Source organism: Arthrobacter sp. R4-81 (genome assembly GCF_054792365.1).
This window is the reverse complement of sequence record NZ_CP096445.1, coordinates 1,786,591-1,806,462: the sequence shown is the minus strand read 5'-3', so window position 1 is coordinate 1,806,462 and position 19,872 is coordinate 1,786,591. Positions and strand designations below refer to the sequence as shown.

The 19,872-nt window shown below is 62.5% G+C and carries 17 protein-coding genes; 5 read left to right on the top strand and 12 right to left on the bottom strand.

The features are described from left to right. The first annotated feature begins 30 nt into the window (after positions 1-30). Together M1E05_RS08460 and M1E05_RS08455 are read left to right on the top strand one after the other, a co-directional pair. A complete protein-coding gene (locus M1E05_RS08460) occupies positions 31-1,359 on the top strand; it encodes a nicotinate phosphoribosyltransferase (RefSeq protein WP_461164988.1) in 1,329 nt (442 codons plus the stop codon). Further along, positions 1,360-1,998 carry an isochorismatase family protein gene (locus tag M1E05_RS08455; RefSeq protein WP_458111318.1) on the top strand — a complete coding sequence of 213 codons (639 nt, stop codon included), beginning with the start codon at positions 1,360-1,362 and terminating at the stop codon, positions 1,996-1,998. Between the two features lie 3 nt (positions 1,999-2,001). On the opposite strand, the gene M1E05_RS08450 is transcribed toward M1E05_RS08455, so the two are convergent. The 8 genes from M1E05_RS08450 to M1E05_RS08415 form a co-directional block, all read right to left on the bottom strand. Further along, complete coding sequence (locus tag M1E05_RS08450) at positions 2,002-3,780, bottom strand: DEAD/DEAH box helicase (RefSeq protein WP_458111319.1); 1,779 nt, start codon at positions 3,778-3,780, stop codon at positions 2,002-2,004. 342 nt (positions 3,781-4,122) lie between these two features. After that, positions 4,123-4,452, bottom strand: coding sequence for a DUF3039 domain-containing protein (locus M1E05_RS08445; RefSeq protein WP_247042931.1), 330 nt, complete (start codon positions 4,450-4,452; stop codon positions 4,123-4,125). Positions 4,453-4,546: 94 nt separating this feature from the next. Beyond that, positions 4,547-5,329 carry a glucosamine-6-phosphate deaminase gene (gene nagB, locus M1E05_RS08440; protein ID WP_461164987.1) on the bottom strand — a complete coding sequence of 261 codons (783 nt, stop codon included), beginning with the start codon at positions 5,327-5,329 and terminating at the stop codon, positions 4,547-4,549. A gap of 24 nt (positions 5,330-5,353) precedes the next feature. Next, entirely contained in the window at positions 5,354-6,925 is a 1,572-nt protein-coding gene (locus tag M1E05_RS08435) for a transporter (RefSeq protein WP_461164986.1), read from the bottom strand. Beyond that, on the bottom strand, positions 6,907-7,701 hold the full coding sequence (locus M1E05_RS08430) for an ABC transporter ATP-binding protein (protein WP_461164985.1): 795 nt from the start codon (positions 7,699-7,701) through the stop codon (positions 6,907-6,909). Before M1E05_RS08430 ends, M1E05_RS08435 begins: the two co-directional genes overlap by 19 nt. Before the next feature lie 72 nt (positions 7,702-7,773). After that, entirely contained in the window at positions 7,774-8,874 is a 1,101-nt protein-coding gene (locus M1E05_RS08425) for an NADH:flavin oxidoreductase/NADH oxidase (RefSeq protein ID WP_461164984.1), read from the bottom strand. Next, positions 8,874-9,878, bottom strand: coding sequence for a co-chaperone YbbN (locus tag M1E05_RS08420; protein ID WP_461164983.1), 1,005 nt, complete (start codon positions 9,876-9,878; stop codon positions 8,874-8,876). Before M1E05_RS08420 ends, M1E05_RS08425 begins: the two co-directional genes overlap by 1 nt. 48 nt (positions 9,879-9,926) lie before the next feature. Continuing rightward, complete coding sequence (locus tag M1E05_RS08415; protein WP_461164982.1) at positions 9,927-11,717, bottom strand: hypothetical protein; 1,791 nt, start codon at positions 11,715-11,717, stop codon at positions 9,927-9,929. Positions 11,718-11,920: 203 nt separating this feature from the next. On the opposite strand from M1E05_RS08415, the gene M1E05_RS08410 reads away from it, so the two are divergent. After that, positions 11,921-13,213 carry an AI-2E family transporter gene (locus M1E05_RS08410; protein ID WP_458111326.1) on the top strand — a complete coding sequence of 431 codons (1,293 nt, stop codon included), beginning with the start codon at positions 11,921-11,923 and terminating at the stop codon, positions 13,211-13,213. A gap of 43 nt (positions 13,214-13,256) precedes the next feature. On the opposite strand, the gene M1E05_RS08405 is transcribed toward M1E05_RS08410, so the two are convergent. Both M1E05_RS08405 and M1E05_RS08400 read right to left on the bottom strand, forming a co-directional pair. Beyond that, positions 13,257-14,054, bottom strand: a complete 798-nt coding sequence (locus tag M1E05_RS08405) for an alpha/beta hydrolase (protein ID WP_458111327.1) — start codon at positions 14,052-14,054, stop codon at positions 13,257-13,259. A 68-nt stretch (positions 14,055-14,122) separates the two neighbouring features. Next, entirely contained in the window at positions 14,123-14,488 is a 366-nt protein-coding gene (locus M1E05_RS08400; RefSeq protein ID WP_458111328.1) for an ATP/GTP-binding protein, read from the bottom strand. A 75-nt stretch (positions 14,489-14,563) separates the two neighbouring features. Here M1E05_RS08400 and nucS point away from each other — a divergent pair, with 75 nt between their 5' ends. Then, positions 14,564-15,259: an endonuclease NucS gene (gene nucS / locus M1E05_RS08395; protein ID WP_247042899.1), complete on the top strand. Its 696-nt coding sequence runs from the start codon at positions 14,564-14,566 to the stop codon at positions 15,257-15,259. A 395-nt stretch (positions 15,260-15,654) separates the two neighbouring features. Then, positions 15,655-15,858 carry a cold-shock protein gene (locus M1E05_RS08390; protein ID WP_011692441.1) on the top strand — a complete coding sequence of 68 codons (204 nt, stop codon included), beginning with the start codon at positions 15,655-15,657 and terminating at the stop codon, positions 15,856-15,858. A 155-nt stretch (positions 15,859-16,013) separates the two neighbouring features. On the opposite strand, the gene M1E05_RS08385 is transcribed toward M1E05_RS08390, so the two are convergent. Beyond that, positions 16,014-18,572: a bifunctional lysylphosphatidylglycerol flippase/synthetase MprF gene (locus tag M1E05_RS08385; RefSeq protein WP_461164981.1), complete on the bottom strand. Its 2,559-nt coding sequence runs from the start codon at positions 18,570-18,572 to the stop codon at positions 16,014-16,016. Beyond that, entirely contained in the window at positions 18,569-19,867 is a 1,299-nt protein-coding gene (locus M1E05_RS08380; RefSeq protein WP_458111330.1) for an alpha/beta hydrolase-fold protein, read from the bottom strand. Before M1E05_RS08380 ends, M1E05_RS08385 begins: the two co-directional genes overlap by 4 nt. Positions 19,868-19,872: the final 5 nt, after the last annotated feature.

Here is a 19,872-nt window from a genome sequence, read left to right as displayed (position 1 = left end):
GAGGGAGCCGGTGGGGACTAGAGTGAATTTGTGAGTACCCCTGCTGGCCGGGACCATCCCCGGACGTCCTTGTACACCGACCATTACGAGCTGACCATGCTCCAGGCCGCTCTGCACTCCGGCGCAGCCCAGCGGAAATGCGTCTTCGAGGCCTTCGCCCGGCGCCTCCCCGACGGCCGCCGTTACGGCATTGTTGGCGGTACAGGACGGCTGCTTGAGGGCATAGCCGACTTTCGCTTCGGGCCTGCTGAACTCGATTTCCTGCGCCGCACCCGGATCGTGAGCGAGGAGACGCTGGAGTATCTGTCCACGTACAGGTTCTCTGGGGACGTCTGGGGTTATGCGGAGGGCGAAGCGTACTTTCCCTACTCCCCCATCCTGATCATCGAAGCTACCTTCGCTGAAGCGTGCATTCTTGAAACCTATGTCCTGTCAGTGCTCAACCATGACAGCGCCATCGCCTCTGCGGCCTCCCGAATGGTCACGGCTGCCGGAAACCGTCCATGCATCGAAATGGGTTCCCGCCGCACCCAGGAGGAATCCGCTGCAGCGGCCGCCCGTGCCGCCGTCGTCGCCGGCTTCGCCAGCACCTCAAACCTGGAGGCAGGCCTCCGGTACGGGATCAAAACTGTCGGCACCGCCGCCCATTCGTTCACCCTGCTCCATGACACGGAGCGGCAGGCGTTCGAGGCGCAGATCGCCTCGATGGGCCCCGGCACCTCCCTGCTTGTGGATACGTACGACGTCGAAGCGGGCGTCCGAACCGCCGTCGAGCTTGCGGGGCCCTCCTTGGGCGCCGTCCGCCTGGACTCCGGCGACCTGATAGCGCAGGCCCAGTGGGTCAGGCAGCTCCTGGACGACCTCGGCAACCACAACACCAAAATTGTTGTTACCTCGGACCTGGACGAGTACGCCATCGCGGCGCTGCAGTCCGCACCCGTGGATTCCTACGGTGTCGGAACATCTTTGGTCACAGGCTCGGGCGCTCCAACCGCAAGCATGGTCTACAAACTGGTGAGCCGGACCGACGACGACGGCAATTTTGTCTCAGTGGCTAAAGCCGCCAAGAACAAGGCGAGCAGGGGAGGGCGGAAATACGCGCTGCGCAGGCTGAATGAGCAGGGCATTGCCTCGCAGGAAATCCTGGGAGTCGGCCAACTCCCCGAGGACGACGGAAATGACAGGATGCTCCTCCAGCAGTTCATCAAGAACGGCGAACTACTGCCTGGCTGGACGGGACCCGAGGGCGTTGTCCGGGCCCGCCAACGGCATATGGATTCAATGGCGGAACTGCCCCCTGTGGTCAACCGCCTGCAGCGTGGCGAACCCGCCATCCCTACTGTTTACGAGGAGGACTGAATGTCCCGTGCCCTGATCATTGTTGATGTGCAGAATGACTTCTGCGAAGGGGGATCCCTTCCGGTGAAGGGCGGTGCAGAGGTTGCAGCGGCCATCAGTGAGTATGTGGATGCCCATCACAACCAGTTCGACCACATCGTGGCCACACAGGACTGGCACATCCAGCCCGGGGACCATTTCGCGGAAGAGCCGGATTTCGTTGACACCTGGCCCCCGCATTGTGTGGCCGGTACCCGCGGTGCTGAACTGCACCCGGACCTCGACACCGAATACATCGACGCCTACTTCCAGAAGGGCCAATACACCGCAGCCTACTCAGGCTTCGAGGGTGTGCTGGCGCCGGAGGACGCTGTTCCTACCGGTGAACGGAAGCCTGGAGGGGCGCCCCTTGTGGAAGACGCCGAAGCATTCGCCGCGGACGAGGACGCCATCGGCCTGGACGATTGGCTGCAGAGCCATGACGTGGAGGATGTCGTCGTCGTTGGGCTCGCCACTGATTACTGCGTGATGGCCACGGCCCTTGACGCTGTCCAGGCGGGCTACTCGGTCACCGTGATGCGTGAACTGACAGCCGGGATCGCTCCTGATCTCGACGATGCCTACGCTGAAATGGAACTGGGCGGCGTCGACCTCGCCTAAGAGCTACTTCCGGCCGATAAACCAATCCTGCAGCTTGCGGAGGCGGCTCTGAAGCTGCTCTTCGTTGGCCTGCGCCACGGGAGGCCCGCCGCACACTGTTCGCAGTTTGGTGTGGACAACGCCGTGCGGTGTACCCGTCCGGGCAGACCAGGCGGCAACGTTCTTGGCCAGCTCGTTCCGCAGATCCATCAGCATGCGGTGGTCCGGAACAGCTGCGGCGGGAGCAGTTGCCTCCGGTGACCTCAGCTTCTTGCGGCTCTGCTGTTCATGCTGGCGCTGCCTCAGCAGCGTTCCCACCTGCTCGGCGTCCAAAAGCCCCGGAATGCCCAGGAAGTCCATCTCGTCCTCGGAACCGACTTCGCCCCCGGTACCGAACTCACCGCCGTCGAACAGCACCCGATCAAAGGATGCCTGGGAATCCAGCGCCTCGAACTTGCCCTTGGTCAGCGAATCTGAGGCTTTCTCCTCGCGGTTCGCCTCATCCATCAGCGAATCTTCCGGGTTGAAGAGGCCATCGCCGTCCTCCTTCTCGGGGCGGTCCAGCGCATGGTCGCGTTCGGCCTCCATGGAGTTGGCAAGCGCCATCAGCTGGGGAACGGATGGCAGGAATACCGACGCCGTTTCGCCGCGCTTCCGCGCGCGGACAAACCTTCCCACAGCCTGGGCAAAAAACAGCGGGGTCGACGTGGATGTTGCGTAGACGCCCACTGAGAGCCGTGGAACGTCCACGCCTTCAGAGACCATCCGGACGGCGACCATCCACCGCTTGTCACTTGCCGTGAATTCCTCAATCTTGCTCGAGGCTTTCGCGTCATCGGAAAGGATCACTGTGGGCGATTCACCGGTGATCTTCTTCAGCTGGCCCGCGTAGGCCCTTGCGTCCTCGTGATCCGTCGCGATGACCAGGCCACCGGCGTCGGGAACTGTACGGCGGACTTCGCTAAGCCGTTTATCTGCCCCGGCCAGCACGGCCGGAATCCATTCCCCTGCCGGGTTCAACGCCGTCCGCCAGGCCTGGGAGGTAACGTCCTTGGTGACAGCGGCTTCACCGAGCGAAGCTGCCATTTCTTCACCAGCGCTGGTACGCCACCGCATCTGTCCGGAGTAGGCCATGAACATGACCGGGCGGACCACGTGGTCGCGGAGAGCGTTTCCGTAACCATATGTATAGTCCGCTTTGGAGCGGCGGATGCCATCCCGGTCTTCGGCATACTCAACAAAGGGAATAGGGGAAGTGTCGGAGCGGAAGGGGGTCCCTGTGAGCGACAAACGGCGTGCTGCAGGATCAAAGGCCTCCCGCAGGCCGTCGCCCCAGGAGAGCGCCTCGCCGCCGTGGTGGATCTCGTCAAGGATCACCAGAGTGCGGGCGGCTTCCGTTTTTGCCCGGTGCAGCATGGGCTTGCTGGCAACCTGGGCGTAGGTGACGGCAACACCAATGAACCCCCGGCCATGCTGGCCGTCGGCGTTCTTGAAGTTAGGGTCAATCGCGATCCCCACCTTGGCTGCGGCGTCAGCCCACTGCCGTTTCAGGTGGTCGGTTGGCGCCACGATGGTCACGCGGTTTACAGCACCGGACTCTATAAGCATCGAGGCGACGCGGAGGGCAAAAGTGGTTTTTCCTGCACCAGGGGTTGCTACAGCCAGGAAGTCCTTGGGTTGTGCCGTGAAATACCTGTCCAGGGCTTCCTGCTGCCAGGCCCTGAGTTTCTGGGCGGTTCCCCAGGCGGCCCGCTCCGGGTAGGCGGGAGGCAGGGTGGGTCCGCCAAAGAGCGTCTCGGTCATGCTGCGCCCACGTTCCCCGGGAGGGTACCTCTTGTCAGCGCAACACAAATAACCACAAAAACACCAATCTGTTCCGGATGGACCGGGTCGGAAGAGAACTGCGGACAGTTCTCCCGTATCAAAGGTAGCAATCGCCTGACGGGCGCAGCGGGATGACAGGCCAGGCGCAAGGGAATTAAGTGCCGGGAATCAGAACGAGTCCAGCCAGGCTTCGGCAGTCACCTGCGTCTGAAACCAGACGTAGATGACGGCCGGCGCCTCTCAGCCGTGCGTCAAGGAGCCGGCTTGCTCACGTTCCAGAGCACCCGGCTGGACGACATCCGGGCATTTCAGCCCGCGATTCTACTTCTTGTCGCCCGAGCCTTTGCCGCCGTCATTGCCGGGGCGAAGGCCGTCGTAGACCTCTTTGCACATGGGGCAAACCGGAAACTTCTGGGGATCGCGGCCTGGGGTCCACACCTTGCCGCAGAGTGCGATCACGGGCTCGCCGGAAAGGGCGGACTCCATGATCTTTTCCTTGCGGACGTAGTGCGAGAACCGCTCCCGGTCGCCCGGTTCCACTTCCTGGCGGAGTTCTTCGCGCTCAATGGTGGCGGTGGAGCCCCCGGCTCCGGAGAGCTCGCGCATCGGGTCGTTTTCGAAGGGATCCGTCGTGCTTGTCATGCCATCCATCTTAGCGTCCGGAGCAGACAGTAACGCGACCGGCATCGGTGGCCGACGGCGGAACGGTCCCTCGCCGTCGGCGGCAGCCTGGCAACCCTTGGGGCTATAAACCCTGCCAGGCAGGCTTGTTGTCATAACTGTGGCGGTAGTAGTCAGCCAGTTTGAGGGAGGATGCTGCGGCTTCATCAATGAGGACGGTGGCGTGCGGATGCATCTGCAGGACCGATGCCGCACAGATAGCGGACACGGGGCCCTCGACGAAGTTATGGACCGCCTGCGCCTTTTGGGCACCTGTTGCCACCAGGATCACATGCCGCGCTTCCATGATCGTGCCAAGGCCCTGCGTGATGACGTGGTGCGGTACGTCATTCACGCTGCCAAAAAAGCGGGCATTATCGCGGCGTGTCTGCTCAATGAGCGTCTTGATCCTCGTCCTGGAAGCGAGGGATGATCCGGGCTCGTTGAATCCTATGTGACCGTCTGTCCCCACGCCCAGTATCTGCAGGTCAACTCCCCCGGCCTCCTTGATTGCATTTTCATAGGCCTCACAAGCAGCCGGGATGTCCTCTGCCGCACCATCAGGAGTGTGCACGTTGGCCTCAGAGATGTTCACCCTGTCCGTAAATTCACGCCGAATGACTTCGCGGTAGGACTGCTCATGACCGGGTTCCAAGCCAACGTACTCATCCAGGGCGAACCCGTGGGCCTTGCTGAAATCCAGTCCGTTCCGGTCATGCCGCCGTGCCAGCTCGTCATAGATGGGCAAGGGCGAGGAGCCTGTGGCCAGCCCCAGGACCGCATCAGGCTTCCGCAGGAGCAGCGCCTCAATGGCATCAGCTGCCAAAGATGCTATCCGTGCAGTCCCGGACAGGATTACAACTTCCAAAATCTGCCAGCTTTCTGTTTTCTGCTACCGGTTGACGGAAAGTTGCGCGAGCAGTTCCGGACCGCGGGTGTCGAGCCACTTGCCCCCGAGCCGGACCCCGGTCCCGAACATCACAAGGCCCAGGAGCGGACCTACAGCCAAGTTTATCCAGCCGAGCAGCGGCTCCCCGGTGGCAAACTGCAACAGGAGCAACACGCCTTCCGGAGACACGAGCAAAAGCAGCACACCCATACCTCCGAACTGGACCCCCAGAGTCTGTGCCACATTTCCTGGCGGCTTCTTGAACGGGCTGTCACCCGGCAGGGGAACCGCAACGGTGTATCTCGCCGACACCACAGAAGCCAGCCCAAGCCCGGTCAGCAGGATGCCCAGCGAGAAGCCAAGGACTCCTGGCAGCTTGATCCAGTCCTGGGTGACCACGAAGGGAAATATGCTGAAGGCCACCGTGACCGGCAAAGCGAACACCAGGCACGCCGTCGCCCGTCCCAGCCTGTCATCAAGTCCGCGTACACCGCTGGCCAGATGCAGGGCGAAGGCGGTGTTGTCGTAGGAGACGTCAGCAGAGATTGCCCAGGCCAGCATGAAGGCGGTCAGGGGGCCGATCACCGTCAGGACGCCATAGTCGCCGGTCTGGCTTCCCTGGAACAACAGCAGGACCGGTAAAAGGGGAATGACTACCAGCGATCCCGAGTAGCGCGGATCCCTGAGCCAATAAGTCAACGCGCGGGCCGTGACTGCTCCTGCGGGGCTGGCCGGAAGGAGGGAAAACAGGCCAAGATGCCCCCCTTTGCGCCGTGAGCTCCCGGCATAGGGCGGTGAGACCAATGCGCGCTCCAGGAGGACCTTCCAACACCACGTCAGGCCGGCAAGCGACCCTATGGCGATGAGGAGTTTCAGGACCGCCACGCCCGGGTCCCCCGCCGAGACATCGCCGCCGAGTGACCAGGCTGCGCCCAAAGGCGTCCACGACAGAGTGCTGGCGAAGCCAGGGAGAAAATCCGCCGACTCAGCTATTCCCCTGGTGACTACAGCCGCGAGCGGGCCGAGCAGGATGAGGGGAATCATAAAAACAAGGGAGCTGGCGTCCTTGAACCGACGGGAAGCAGCAAGGCCGGCGGTTGCCGTGGTAACCACCCGGGAAAGCACAATGCAGGTGAGGACCCCCAGGACGGCGCCGGCCAGGGCAGCGATTGGCTCCAACGGGCCACGCCACCAGGTTCCTACTGTGGAAAGCGCGACAACGGCTGTGGCCAGACCAGGAATTCCGATCAAGCCGCCAAGAGCGAGCCCGGCCAGCAATTTGGGCATGGGCACGCTGAAGGTTGTGAATCGTGCAGGATCCAGCGTCATGTCGACGGCGGAAGCCACCACCGGGATAACGGCCCACCCCAGGACAGCGGTGGCTCCACCCAGAACAACGAATGTTTGTGCCAGCTCCACCTCTGCAGAGCGCAGCAGGATCAGGGCGACGGCGCAGATTCCGGCGGTTCCTAAAGCGTACAAGCCGCCAATGGCAAGGCCAATAAGTTGCCATGGGCTCCGTCGGAAACTGTTGCGGAGCAGCGTCAGCTTTAGCCTTAGAAGGTGCGCAACCATTCCAGCCCCTCCGTCTTGCTGCGGCCGCCCACCAGTTGGACGAAACGGTCTTCCAGGCTGGCTCCGGCACGCACTTCATCAATGGTGCCGGCGGCAAGCAGGCGGCCCGCCGCAACAACGGCCACATGGTCACACATCCGCTGCACGAGGTCCATCACATGGCTCGACACAATCACGGTCCCGCCGGAAGCGACGTAACGGTCAAGGATGTCACGTATGTTGGCAGCCGAGATGGGGTCCACGGATTCGAAAGGCTCATCCAGCACAAGAACGCGGGGCGCGTGAATCAAGGCCGAGGCGAGGGCTATCTTCTTCGTCATACCTGCCGAATAATCCACCACCAGTGTTCCTGCATCCTGGGTGAGGTCCAACGCTTCCAACAGCTCCCGGACACGCGAGGAAACCACAGCCCGATCCATCCCCCGCAGGAGACCGGCATATGTGACCAGCTGTTCCCCGGTCAGCCTGTCGAACAGGCGTACTCCGTCAGGCAGGATTCCCATCAGCCTCTTTGCCTCCAGCGGATGCGCCCACACATCCACACCCTGCACCACAGCAGTTCCGAAGTCCGGGCGCAGGAGCCCGGTGGCCATCGACAACATGGTGGTCTTACCCGCCCCGTTGGGACCGACTATCCCGAAAAAGGAACCGGACGGCACATCAAGGCTGATTCCGTCGACGGCGATCTTGCCTCCGAACCTTTTCGCTATCCCTCGCAGGGACAGAGCCGGTACGGATGGCGGCAGGCTTGGCTGGTCCGGCAGAGGAAGAGTCATGATTCCACACTATCCGCCGCTTGCCTCCGCCGGACTCGTCCGAAAGGAGGAATCCTGCGGGCAGAGTAATCGTCAGAAAGAGTGACGTGGCCTGGCGCGCTGGTACTGAGGTGGCCAGGAAATGTCGTGCCCCAGTTCGAAGGCCGCCCTGAGCCACCAGTGGGGATCACGCAATGCGGCGCGGGCAATGAAGATCCCGTCCGCCTGCCCGGTAGCTACAGCGTGTTCTGCCTGGCCGGCGGACGTCAAAAGTCCCACGGTTCCCGTGGCGACGTCAGCCTCATGCCGGATACGGGAGGAGAAGCCAGTTTGATATCCCGGTCCCGCCTGGATCTTTTGATGCGCCACAGCGCCGCCGCTTGAGACGTCAACGAGGTCAACACCGCGCTCTGCCGCTTGGCGGGCCAGCCGCACAGCGTGGTCCACCTCCACTCCACCCTCAGCCCAGTCGGAGGCGGAAATGCGCAGCAGCAAAGGCATCGAATCCGGGATAACATCCCGAACGGCATCGATGACTGCGAGCATCAGCCGGTTCCTGCCGTCCTCGCTGCCGCCCCAGGCGTCGGTCCTGTCGTTCACTAAGGGACTTTGAAATTCATGAAGCAGGTAGCCGTGGGCACCGTGAATCTCCACGGTATCGAAGCCTGCATCCACCGCCCGGATCGCGGCCGCAGCGAAATCCCTGATAACACCCTCAATGTCCGCTTCAGTCATTGCAGACGGAGGAGCGTAGCCGTCAAAGGCGCCGGTTCCTGGCCCGACAGTGGCCCAACCGCCGTCGGCCTCCTGCACTGAACCGTTCCGCCCGGAAAAGGGCCAGTATGTGGAGCCCTTGCGTCCGGCGTGGGCCAGCTGCACTCCGATCTTGGCATCAGCTGCGCCATGCAGGTGCACAAACCGGATGATCCGCTCCCACGCCGAGGCCTGCTGATCGTTGTAGAGGCCCGCATCGAGCGGACTGATCCTGCCTATAGGGTTTACCGCCGCAGCTTCCGTGAGAATCAAGGCTGCGCCCCCTGCCGCGAACGAGCCCAGATGCATCAGATGCCAGTCGTTGGGCACCCCTTCGCCGGTTTCAGCCCCACAGCTGTACTGGCACATGGGTGAGACCCACCCCCGGTGCTGCAGCGTCATTGAACGCAATGTCAGAGGCGTGAAGAGAACTGAGCCCATCAGAAAAGAACCCTGGCGAGTCCTTGCCGCGCCTTGGCCACCCGCTCATCCGAGGGACCTACAACTTCAAAGAATTCAAGGAGCCGCACCCGGGCAGTCTCGCGCTCAGGACCGAAATTCCTGCCGATAAACGAAACCACGCGGTTCAGCGCATCCTCAATGTGCCCGCCGGCAAGATCCAGATCAGCAACCGCCAACTGTGCCTCAAGATTGTCCGGCTCGTCTGCCGCGAGATTGCGCAGCGCCTCACCCTCGGGAACCGACAGCGCCTGCAAACGGCCCATCAGCTCAACCTGGGCCAGCCCGGCCTTGGCCTCCAGATCCGAGGGCATTTCTGCCAGTGCCTTCCGGTACGCAGCTGCCGCGGCAGCAAAGTCGCCGGCTTCGATGGCGTCGAAGGCTTCCTGGTGCAAAGGCGGAAGCGGGGCTGGCTCTGGTTCCCCGGCTGGTTCTTCGGAACCGCCGATCCTGCCGTTTACCCCGTTGGCCGCTGCAACCTTCAGCAGCTCGTCCAACAGGCTTCGTACCTGCTGTTCATCAGCGCCACCCTGGAAAAGCGGTACGGGTTGGCCCTTCACCACCGCAACAGCCGTGGGGACGGCCTGGACCTGGAAGGCCTGGGCAAGCTGCGGGAACGCCTCAATATCGGCTGTTCCCAGGACCAGCCGGCCGTCATAGCCGTTGATGATTTGTTCCAGGACGTCAAGCATGGCTTCAGAACCCGGCGAATACCCTGCCCACAGTGCGAAAACAACCGGCACCTGGGTGGAAAGCTCAACGAGTTCCTGGAAATTCGCTTCCGTGGCGGCCACACGAAGCGGGCGTCCACCGGCGGGGCGCTCAGCTCCCCCGGCGGAGCCGGGCATGGAACTCTGGGCGGCGGGCGGACCTGAAGGCGATCCTGAGGCAGCGCGCTGCTTCAGGGCGGAAAGATCGACGGCGCCGCGAAGGTTCAGCTGACTGGCAGCGGCCGGAGGGACAGGGCGGGAAGCTGGCGAACTCATAGCTTCCACTCTAGCCACTCCGGCCGTTGCCGGCGTCAACCCGGGATGCTACTTGAAGCTTGCCCCGATGAGTCCACGGGTTGCCGCTACCAGCTTCATGGGGTCCTTGGAACCCGTGGGCGGCACGTACACGGCAACTGACTCAGCAAAGTTCAGGACCATGCCTGATGTGGTTTCCTTGCCGCCAGCCAGGACTGCAGCGTCATCCCCGATGGTCAGCTTGTCGCCGGAGGCCTTGGGCGTTCCGTCAAAGGCGAAGTCGAGGCGGCCCAGCACCAGGGCGCCGCCGTCGGCCGTCCGGAAGACAACTGTCTGCTTCGGGTCAACTTTGTGGGTGAAGGCGAAATTGCCGTTCGGTCCCGACTTCACCGCATCTGCCTGGTAGGCGAGGGTGTCGGCGATGTATGGCGAAGACTGGCCTTCAACAAGCTTGTCCTTGAACGTGGAGTCGTCCTTGGTAAGGCGATCACCCAGACCGGCGAGAGCTTCCTCGCCGCTGTACAGGAGGCCTGACTTGTCACCGGCGGCCAAGGACTCGCTGCCCTCAGCCCCAATGGCCGGGAGCGTGGTTCCCGGCTGCAGCGGTGTGGTGAGCACCAGCTTGTAGTTTTCCCGCGGGCCCGCCTGCACCAGCGTGAGGAGCTGCGGGACCACGTTGCCCTCACCCTGCGTCACCGCGAGTACTGACCGAGGCCAATCGCTCTTACCGGGGACAACTGCCGTGAGCTGTTTCGTGGCACGTACGGGCATGCGGGCCTCATACGATCCCACCTGCGACCGGATCTTGTAATTCTGCCCGCGGACATCCAGCTCGGTTCCAGCGACCCTGCCCCTGAGCTTTTCGACATCCTTCGCGGCGTCGCCTGTGTCAACGGTGCTGGCTACCTGCTCCAGGATCCGGCGGAGCTGCGCGTCCAACAGGACGGGAGCTTCCTCTCCTGCCTCCGGCTCAGCCGGGGCGGAAGAAGCTGCGGAGGGCGATGGAGCCGGCGTCGTGGCTTGGGCGGCAACACCGCTTCCGGCTACCGCAGTGGCAGTGAGCGCGGCAACGATGAAGCCGCCGCGGGCCAAGCCCATCCGGCGAAGACCGCTCATACGCATGGTGGAGTTGAACCGGGTTGTGTTGACAGCGGTTGAGCCAGAGGCGCTTCCGCGGTCTGCAGACGTGGAGTCGTGGTCCGGGTGGGTGCTGTCAATGCCGCCCGTTCCACCTGTGCGCCTGTTCCTGCCGCGCTTGGGCTTGAACATCAGCAATGCAAGGCCCGCCAGCATGATCAGCGCACCCAGGACCATAAAGGGCACTGCCCAGGGAGTTGAAGTGTCGTTGTCGAACGTCATGGAAATGGACGACGGCGCCGGCTTTGTACCGTCAGAAGCGAGCAACAGGCTCCATTCGCCGTCGGCAGGTGCATTCCAGGTGTAGTTGAGGTCGCCACTGGCGTTCTCCGTGGACACCCAGAGATCCGAACCGGCGGGCGTCGGTGACGTGGCTTCACCGTCAGTGTGTGTCACCTGCAGTGACTTGCTGTCCTCGGACACACCCGAGACAGTGTTGTGGGCGGTTTTTCCGACCCACGCGCTGACGTCATCGGGGCGGCCCGTGGCCAGCAGGAAGCTGCCTTCGCCCTTGACGCTGATCTTGACCGTTCCTCCGCCGTGTGTGCGCAGCTTTTGGTCTATGACGGTCAGGGGCGCGGCAGCGGAGTCCGAGGGCGCCGTGGCCGTTACGGTCTCGGCCGGGGCCCAGATTGTCTTCTGTCCGATCCCGGCCAGCAACACCAGGAGGCCGAGCAGCACTAGTGCAACTGCAGTCTTGAAACGCAAAGAATCACCTATCATCAGCGGGGGTTTGCTTTCAATAGTAACCGTTTTGTTACCAATCTCTGAGTTTGGGGTTGGGTGCGACGTTCAATCGACGCCCCTCCGCGGCGCTTCACCCGGGCCCCAATGGGCCTGCTGATAGTGTTTGCGATGATCATCACACCGGCGCCGAAGGCGGTGTAACGCATAGAAACATGCACGGAAAAGGGCACTAAAAAGCTGTGACTGAACACACGGATTCGTCCCCCTCAGGACAGGAAGATCTCCAGGGATCCGTTGCCCCGGAACCTGTTTCCGTTGAACGGCCCGCAAAGAACCCGCCCCGGGCCGCTTTCCTTGGATCGGTCATCCGGCGGCTGCGCCAGCCACTGCCCGGAGCCCAGCCGCGCGTGCGCTTCGAAATGCCGCCCGAGCACATCGATGACGAACAGCTAAGCGGGGAAGACGCTGAGCGGTTCGGCGCTCCCGGACCACGTATGTCTGCCCAGCATCCCGTCTATGTGGGCTTCATGGGGACCGTTGGCGTCGGGATGGCTTTGCTGGTCTACTGGATCGGATCCAACACGACGCAGCTGCTGCTGTGGATTGTGGCGGCGCTTTTCATCGCCCTGGGACTGGATCCGGTGGTGCGCTGGCTTGAGGGCCGAAAGTTGCCCCGGCCTGTGGGTATCCTCGTTGCCGTTGCCGTCCTGGCCTCGGCCGTCGCCGGTTTTTTCGCCACACTGATCCCCACCATCGTTGAGCAGGTCACTGAGATTGTTGAGCAGGCGCCGGTCTGGGTCCGTGACTTCATCAACTCCGATCTGTTCCGCACGCTCGATGACCAGTTTGGCGTACGGGACCGGATCACCGAGGAACTGGAAAAGTTCGTCAATGATCCCGCAGCAATGGGCGGCATTTTCGGCGGAGTTCTTGGCTTCGGATCCACCGTGGCCAACGGCCTGTTCGGCACCCTGATTGTCCTCGTACTGAGTCTCTACTTCCTGGCGGCCCTGCCGAACATGAAGAAGTGGGCCTATCGGCTGGCGCCTCGGTCGCGCCGCGCCAGGGTGGAAGCACTCTCGGAGGAAATCACGGGGTCGGTCGGCAACTATGTCATCGGCCAGGCGGCGGTTGCCGGACTCAACGCAACCTTCGCCTTCATTGTGATGTCGGTGCTTGGCATTCCGTTCGCAGTACTGCTGACTTTTGTGGTGGCCCTGCTCGCCTTCATTCCGCTGGTGGGCGGGCTCATTGCGGGAATCCTCGTAACACTGATTGCCCTCACGGCCGGTTGGCAAACCGCGCTCGGCTATGCGATCTGCTACTTCGCTTACCTGCAGTTCGAGGCCTATTTCATCTCCCCGCGGATCATGCAGAAGGCTGTTGCCGTGCCGGGCGCCGTTGCCGTCATCTCAGTCATTGCCGGCGGCAGCCTGCTGGGCGTCCTTGGCGCCCTGATCGCCATTCCGACTGCGGCGGCCATCATGCTGCTGGTCCGCGAGATCTTCATCGTCCGCCAGGACAAGCATTAGGGAACGGCAAACACTAAGCGCAGCAAGCCCTAAGCAACAGGCACTACGGGGCTGCCGTGGCCATCGGCCCGTTCCACTCCTGGGGCAGCTCCGAGGCTGCATCTTCCCCGATCACTTTCGCCACGATTTCGTTAAGGGCCCGCGCAGCGTACTTCTCCCCCACCCACAGGTGCTTGGCGCCGTCGACTCCTACAACCTTTGCCTGCGGAACCAGCCTGAACCGTTCCGCCGCTGCTGCCGGCTGCAGGTAATCGTCGTGTTCGGGAACCAGGACCTTTAGGGGTTTGCCGGAGGCAGCCCACTCCTTCAGGTGCACGTCCGTTGCCCGGTGCAGCGGGGGAGACAAAAGGATTGCGCCCTCCACCTGCGAAGCCACCGGTTCCGCTGCACCGTACATCAGGGCGAGTTCTGTGCCGAAGGACCACCCGACGAGCCACCGGTTGGGCAGCCGGCGTTCGACGGCGAAGCGGACGGCCGCTTCCACGTCATGGCGTTCACCGATGCCCTCCTCAAATTTCCCCTGGCTAGTCCCCCGGGGGGATGACGTTCCGCGGGTGTTGAACCGCAGGACGGCGATCCCGGCGAGCGCAGGCAGACGGTAGGAGGCCTTGCGGTACACGTGGGAATCCATAAAGCCGCCATGCGTGGGCAGCGGGTGGAGGGTGATCAGCGTGGCCCTGATCTCTCCCGACTCCGGCACTGCGAGCTCACCCACTAGCACATGCCCGTCGTCGGTGGTGATTTCCACGTTTTCGCGCAGTGCAGGAAGAACGGTGGAGGCCCGGATCGCGGCGGGGCCTGAGGACGGGGAGAATGCGTACGACGCCGGGTCAAAAGTCATGCCTATCAGCTTAGCCACCCTCTCTGCCGGCGGCAGATTCAGCGCCCGGGGTTTCAGCGGTGGCGGTTTCAGCGGTGGCGGTAGCTTCGGGAGGTCCAGCAGTTCGTGTGCCAGTGCCTCCGCTCAGCGAGCCCGGCGGCCGCTCCGAACAGGTGATCGTCCTGCCAAACGACCAAATGCGCGATCCCGGGAAGCACTGCTGTGGAGCAGCCCGGGCAGATGTACGCCTTCTCAGCCCTCTTGGCCGTCATGGGCCGCACCATCCATTCACCGTCAGGCGCACTTTCGCGCCGGGTAAAGCCTGAGCGCGCCCTTTCAAGATCCAGTTCAGGAACCTCGCCGCCGTCTTGTCTGACAGGTCTTCCCGGACCTGCTTTTCCCTGCCCCGGTTTTCCTGAGGCGGGGCGGCGGCGAGGACGGTTGGAGCGGGGCATGGTTTCATTCTGCCCCATTTCGGAGCCCGCCCGCTGAGACAGTCCGAACGGCGGCCACCCGGTAATGTGTACCGGGTGCGCCTCGTCATAGCCCGTTGTTCAGTTGATTACGTCGGAAGACTCAAAGCCCATCTTCCCCTTGCCACCAGGCTGTTGCTGGTCAAGGCTGACGGTTCCGTGCTGGTTCATTCCGACGGCGGATCCTACAAGCCGCTGAACTGGATGAGCCCTCCTGCCGTACTCAGAGTCTCGTCCCCGGACGAAGTTGAGTTGGAGGTAGGGGTCACGGAGCAGTGGACAGTTCAGTCGGCCAAAACCGATGATCGCCTCATCATCAACATCCATGAGCATCTCCACGACACCTCCCATGATTTGGGTCTGGACCCCGGCCTGATCAAGGACGGTGTCGAAGCTGATCTGCAGAGGCTGCTGGCCGAACAGATCGAAACCCTGGGCTCCGGTTTTTCCCTCATCCGCCGCGAGTACTTCACCGCTATCGGACCGGTAGACATCCTCGCCAGGGACGCAAACGGCGCCACCGTGGCCATTGAACTGAAACGCCGCGGCGACATCGATGGCGTTGAACAATTGACGCGGTATCTTGAGCTGCTTAACAGGGATCCGTTGCTGGCCCCTGTCCGGGGCATTTTTGCAGCCCAACAGATCAAGCCGCAGGCCAAGGTCCTCGCCAACGACCGCGGCATCGACTGCATAACCCTCGACTACGACGCCATGCGCGGTGTTGACGACAGCGAGTCACGCCTCTTCTAAGCTCGATGCATGGAACTCGTCTCCTCCCAAGGCAACCTCTGACGACCTGTGAGGCTCGCGAGCTGTCGTCCTGGTTGCGGGCAGCGCTGACGGCTCACGTCATCACCGCAGTTCCGGCTGCTGTGCTTGGCTAACCCGGTTGAAGTTCGAGTGTTTTTCACGCAAATTTTACATATTTGCACGTTTTGACCGTTGACCTGACGCGGCTCGCGTGAAATTCTTATATCAGTCTTTGTGTAGGTGTTTTTCATGCTCGCAAGACATGTTGCGAGCGCGAAGCTTCTGCAGCTGAAACCCGGTTCCGGGTTGCAAGCCAGGATTCTTCTCGCGGAGTGACCCAAGTCCAGCACGAAGTGTGCCGGTCTTATATAAAGTTCCACAATGAGGAGAAATAAATGGCACAGGGAACCGTCAAGTGGTTCAACGCTGAAAAGGGCTTCGGCTTCATCACCCCGGATGACTCCGATGGCGATGTCTTCGTTCACTATTCTGAAATCCAGACCGGTGGCTTCAAGACCCTCGATGAGAACCAGCGCGTTCAGTTCGAGATCGGTCAGGGCGCCAAGGGTCCCCAGGCTACTGGCGTAACGCTGGTCTAGTCCCACCGCGAACGCAAAGATGGTCCCCGACATTCATGCCGGGGACCATCTTTGCGTCCGGAGCTTTATCAATTTCATTCATTTGCAGGACAGGGCTTTTGTCTTGTCCGGTAACAAATGTTTTACAGGCCTTGAAAATATCGGGCTGGTGAATTTCACCTAACCAGCGTGCGAAGCAACCGTGCACTCTGCCGTACCGATAGTCCAGGAAGGTAGGCCCGGCTCAGCGCGCGGCCAATGGCAGGCAGCTGGAGTGGGTCCTGGTAGTACAGATAGAGGGTCCGGTATTCGGGCTTGAAGCGGGACTTGAAAGTCGCGAGGGAACGGAAGCCGTAGACCGGTTCCAGTGCTCCTCCCACAACATCCAGGATCGCCGCCAACCCCTCTGAACGATCGGCCAGGTCGTCTTGCTCTTGGTGTGGAGGCAACCCCTGGGCTTCCTGGGCCAGTGGGGAACCCGAAAGGGATATAACCTCCACCGAGGAACGGAGTTCCAAAACGGCGGAGGCGATGAGGAACTCCATAATTCCGGGGAAGCTGTCACTGCGCCGCCGCATGAAGTCCAGCGTCCAGCTGGTCCGGCTCCCGCCGTCGAACACCGGAAGCCAGCTGGTCACCGCATGGACCAAGCCCTCGGCGTCCACCGCGAGGCAACACAGCACCTCGTCATCCATCAACTCATCAATTCCCCCAAGCGTGAACCCCATTTCCGGAACCGATTTTTGGGCAGCCCACTCCTCTGACACTTCGATGAGTTGCGATCGCAAGGCTGTCGGGAGGCTTCCGTAGGTTCCCCAGACTGCCTTGACGCCGGTCTTTGCTGCCCGGTTCAGGGCTGTCCTGACGTTTTGCCATTCCTTACCCTTGAATTCAAGGTTCCGGATGGCAAGCCGGGTTTCCTGCGCCACCACCACCCTCTTGAACCCCCGCTCGCGCAACAACGGCCACAGCTCACCGGTGCAGGAGTAGAAGCAAGGGATCAAGGCCTGCTCAGTGCAGAAGCCCAAAAAGCCGGCCGCCGTCTGCTCTCCGTGGCGGGCAAGGCCCAGCGGGCCGCCCAACGTCAGTGCCACGCTGCCGTGCTGTTGGTAGGCTATGGCGCCGACGCGGTTTCCGGTAAACCAGTATCTGTTGGGCTCCCACGATGCCATCCAGGACAACGAATCGCCGCCCTGCCGGATCAGTTTCAAGGCTGCTTCCCGATCCTCTTCGGCGGTGTCCTTTGGATGATGCCGGCGGAGGAGGACAAGCCAAACGGCCGATAACGCCACCAGCCAGAAGACGGGTCCGGAATAGGCAAACAGGAACCCCTCCAAGGTATTACGGCCGTCAAAGATGCGGTGGTAAATGCTTGGGATCGGCACGGGCAGGAACTGCCGGGCTAACTCCGACCCCAGCCCGCCGAGGCCGCTGTCGCGCTCCATCCCGCCTGCCGCGAACCAGACCGCCGTATACGATCCCGCCAGGACACACCAGGATCCAGCGACCACCGCGGTGACGCTGCGCCGCGCACGGGACGTCGACTCCACCCGGAACTGTCGCCGGTTCGCCCACAACACTGCCGCCAGCAGGAGCGGAACCACAACGAGCGGCAGTACGTGGACAAATCCCGAACTCATCACCGGTGTGTGGAGGTGGGAAGCGGAGTGCGGGATCCGTGCGAACAGTGACAGGTACACTGCCGAAAGCCCTGTAACACCCAGCTGGACGGTCAACGCTATCCGAAGGGCGAGCCTGCGTCCGCGCCGCATTCCGTCAGCGCAGATCAGCAGGAGAATCACGGGCACAACTGCCAAGGCCAAGCCCAGCGGCCCGGCAAAGCCGTGCCTGCCAACCTCAAGGCAACTGACATCGACAGTTCCGCCGCAGCTTACCTCCAGCTGGTTCAGCGTGGGCAGCGGATTAAGCACCACATCCCGCAGCAGGGCCAAAGGGCCGCTGGGGCTGCGGGCGGCAGCTGTCAGGATTGGCCCCACAGCAAAAATTCCCACGGTCAACGCGAGGAGGTTGCGGGTCTCACGGCCTGTCGAACGGTGCCGCCGTGGCCTTCCCTGATCACTCTGGATCCACCATCCTGCGGCGATCCCCGTAAGGGCCCCGAGCAGGCCCACAACCGTCTCGGCATGACCGATGTAAAGGACCAGCAACAACGACACCGAGAGCACGGCCGTGCGCAGGCGCCGTTGCCAAACTGTCGGGAGTCGCCCGCTGGCAGCGAGGGCGGCCGCCAGGACCGCGCCGTACGGGCCGATCAAACGGACATCGACCATAGCTCCCAGCCAGGCATCACCGGCGAAGCGGGCCAGCTGTGTGACCAACAAAAAGAGAGTCACTGCGGCGAATTGACCGGCGGCAAAGAAAGCGGCTGCCAGTTTCGTGCCGAGATTGCGCTCGGCGAGCCCCAGCAACAGCAGGATCATGAGCGCGGCCAGCCCGTAGGCCACTGGATTCGTGGCAAAAAACAGCGAGGTGAACATGCACCACCAATGGCCCGCCTTCAGACCTGACGCTGTGACACTGGCCACATCCAAGGACCACTCGGGCGGGCCTGACAGCACACTTCCCGTCCCCAACCCGGTCAGCAGGAAAACACCGAGGACAGCCAAAGTGAACGGGATCGCTTTGAAATGGGCGGCGGCCGCTCTCCTGGTGCCGGCAACCAGGCCCTTTCCTGCGCTGCTCCTGAGGTGGGCCTTCTGGATCGTTGACGTCATGACCCGATCCCCCAGCGCACGGCCATAAAGTCCAGCGCCTGGGGAAGACTTCCCGCGGTTGCCTCCCAGGAGTGCCCGGTGTCCGCCACAACTTTGGTGTCGACGGCGAAGCCCGCCTTCCGGGCTGCGGCTGACAGTTCCTCGAGATAGGAGACGAACTCCTGATCACCCGCTCCTGCTCCCAGAAAAACCGCGTTGGCGTCAAAGCGCTGCTCGGCCATGATATTCAAGGGAGTCTGTGCGTCGAATGCTGCCACATCTCCGTCAAAAGCTGCTTCTACCGTTTTCTGCCTCTCCTTCGCGAGGGCAGGCTCCCTTTCACCGGAAAAAGAAAGGGCGGCATTGAAGACGTCCGGGTGCCGCGTGACCATTTGCAGGGCGCAGGTTCCACCGAAAGAGAATCCGCCGGCCGCCCAGTTGCGGTGGTCCTTCCCGACGTCGAGGTTTTGGGTAATCCAGTTCGGCACGTCCTGGGACAGGTAGGTGTCCACTTTCGCTATCCTGCTGTCCATACAGAGGGTGTTGCCGTTGGCCGATCCGTTCGGATCCACCACCACAACAACGGGTGCTATCCCGTGGTGCTGTGCGGCGAACCGGTCCATGTGTGCGCGCAGCATTCCCCCGGTAAGCCAATCAGCCGGACCTCCCGGCTGACCGGCGAACAGGACCAGCACAGGCAAAGCAGGCCGCTGAAAGTCAAGGTAGGCAGGTGGCAGGTAGATGTAGGCGTCACGGGCCGTGAATCCGGAAGCGGGAGCCGGAATGTGCGCCGTCCTCAGCACCCCGCCGTCGGCAGGTTCCCCACGGGGCCTCCATGTGGCCAGGTCCCGGGGCGGCGGATCGCCGTCACGGGCCATCAGGGCCGGTTCCAAGGGCGGAACCCGCGCTACAGCCGTACCCAAAAGGTCGCTGACGGTACGGTTCAGCCCGAAGTATGCGTTGATCTGCACTGTTGTAAGGAGCACCACAGCCAGCATCGACAAAGTTGAGAGGGTCCGTGCCCGCCAGCCGGAGCGCGGAAGCCGGGCCAGGCACAGCACTAAGGCAGCGACCGCGGGCACCGACCACGCAAGCACCTCGGAGGGCAGCGATTCAGAAAAGACGGCAAAAACATACAGAAGCAACCAGTGAACGGACACTACAGCCACGGCTGCAGTCCCAATGCTGATCAGGACTTTCAGGGGCCAGCGGGATGCCCGACGCCAGAGGAGGTAGCCCAGGCCCGCGATCCCCGCAAGCCAGGCAAGCCAGATGACCGGTCCGGACGTGAGATGGACGTCAGCGAGGAAGTCCACGGGGG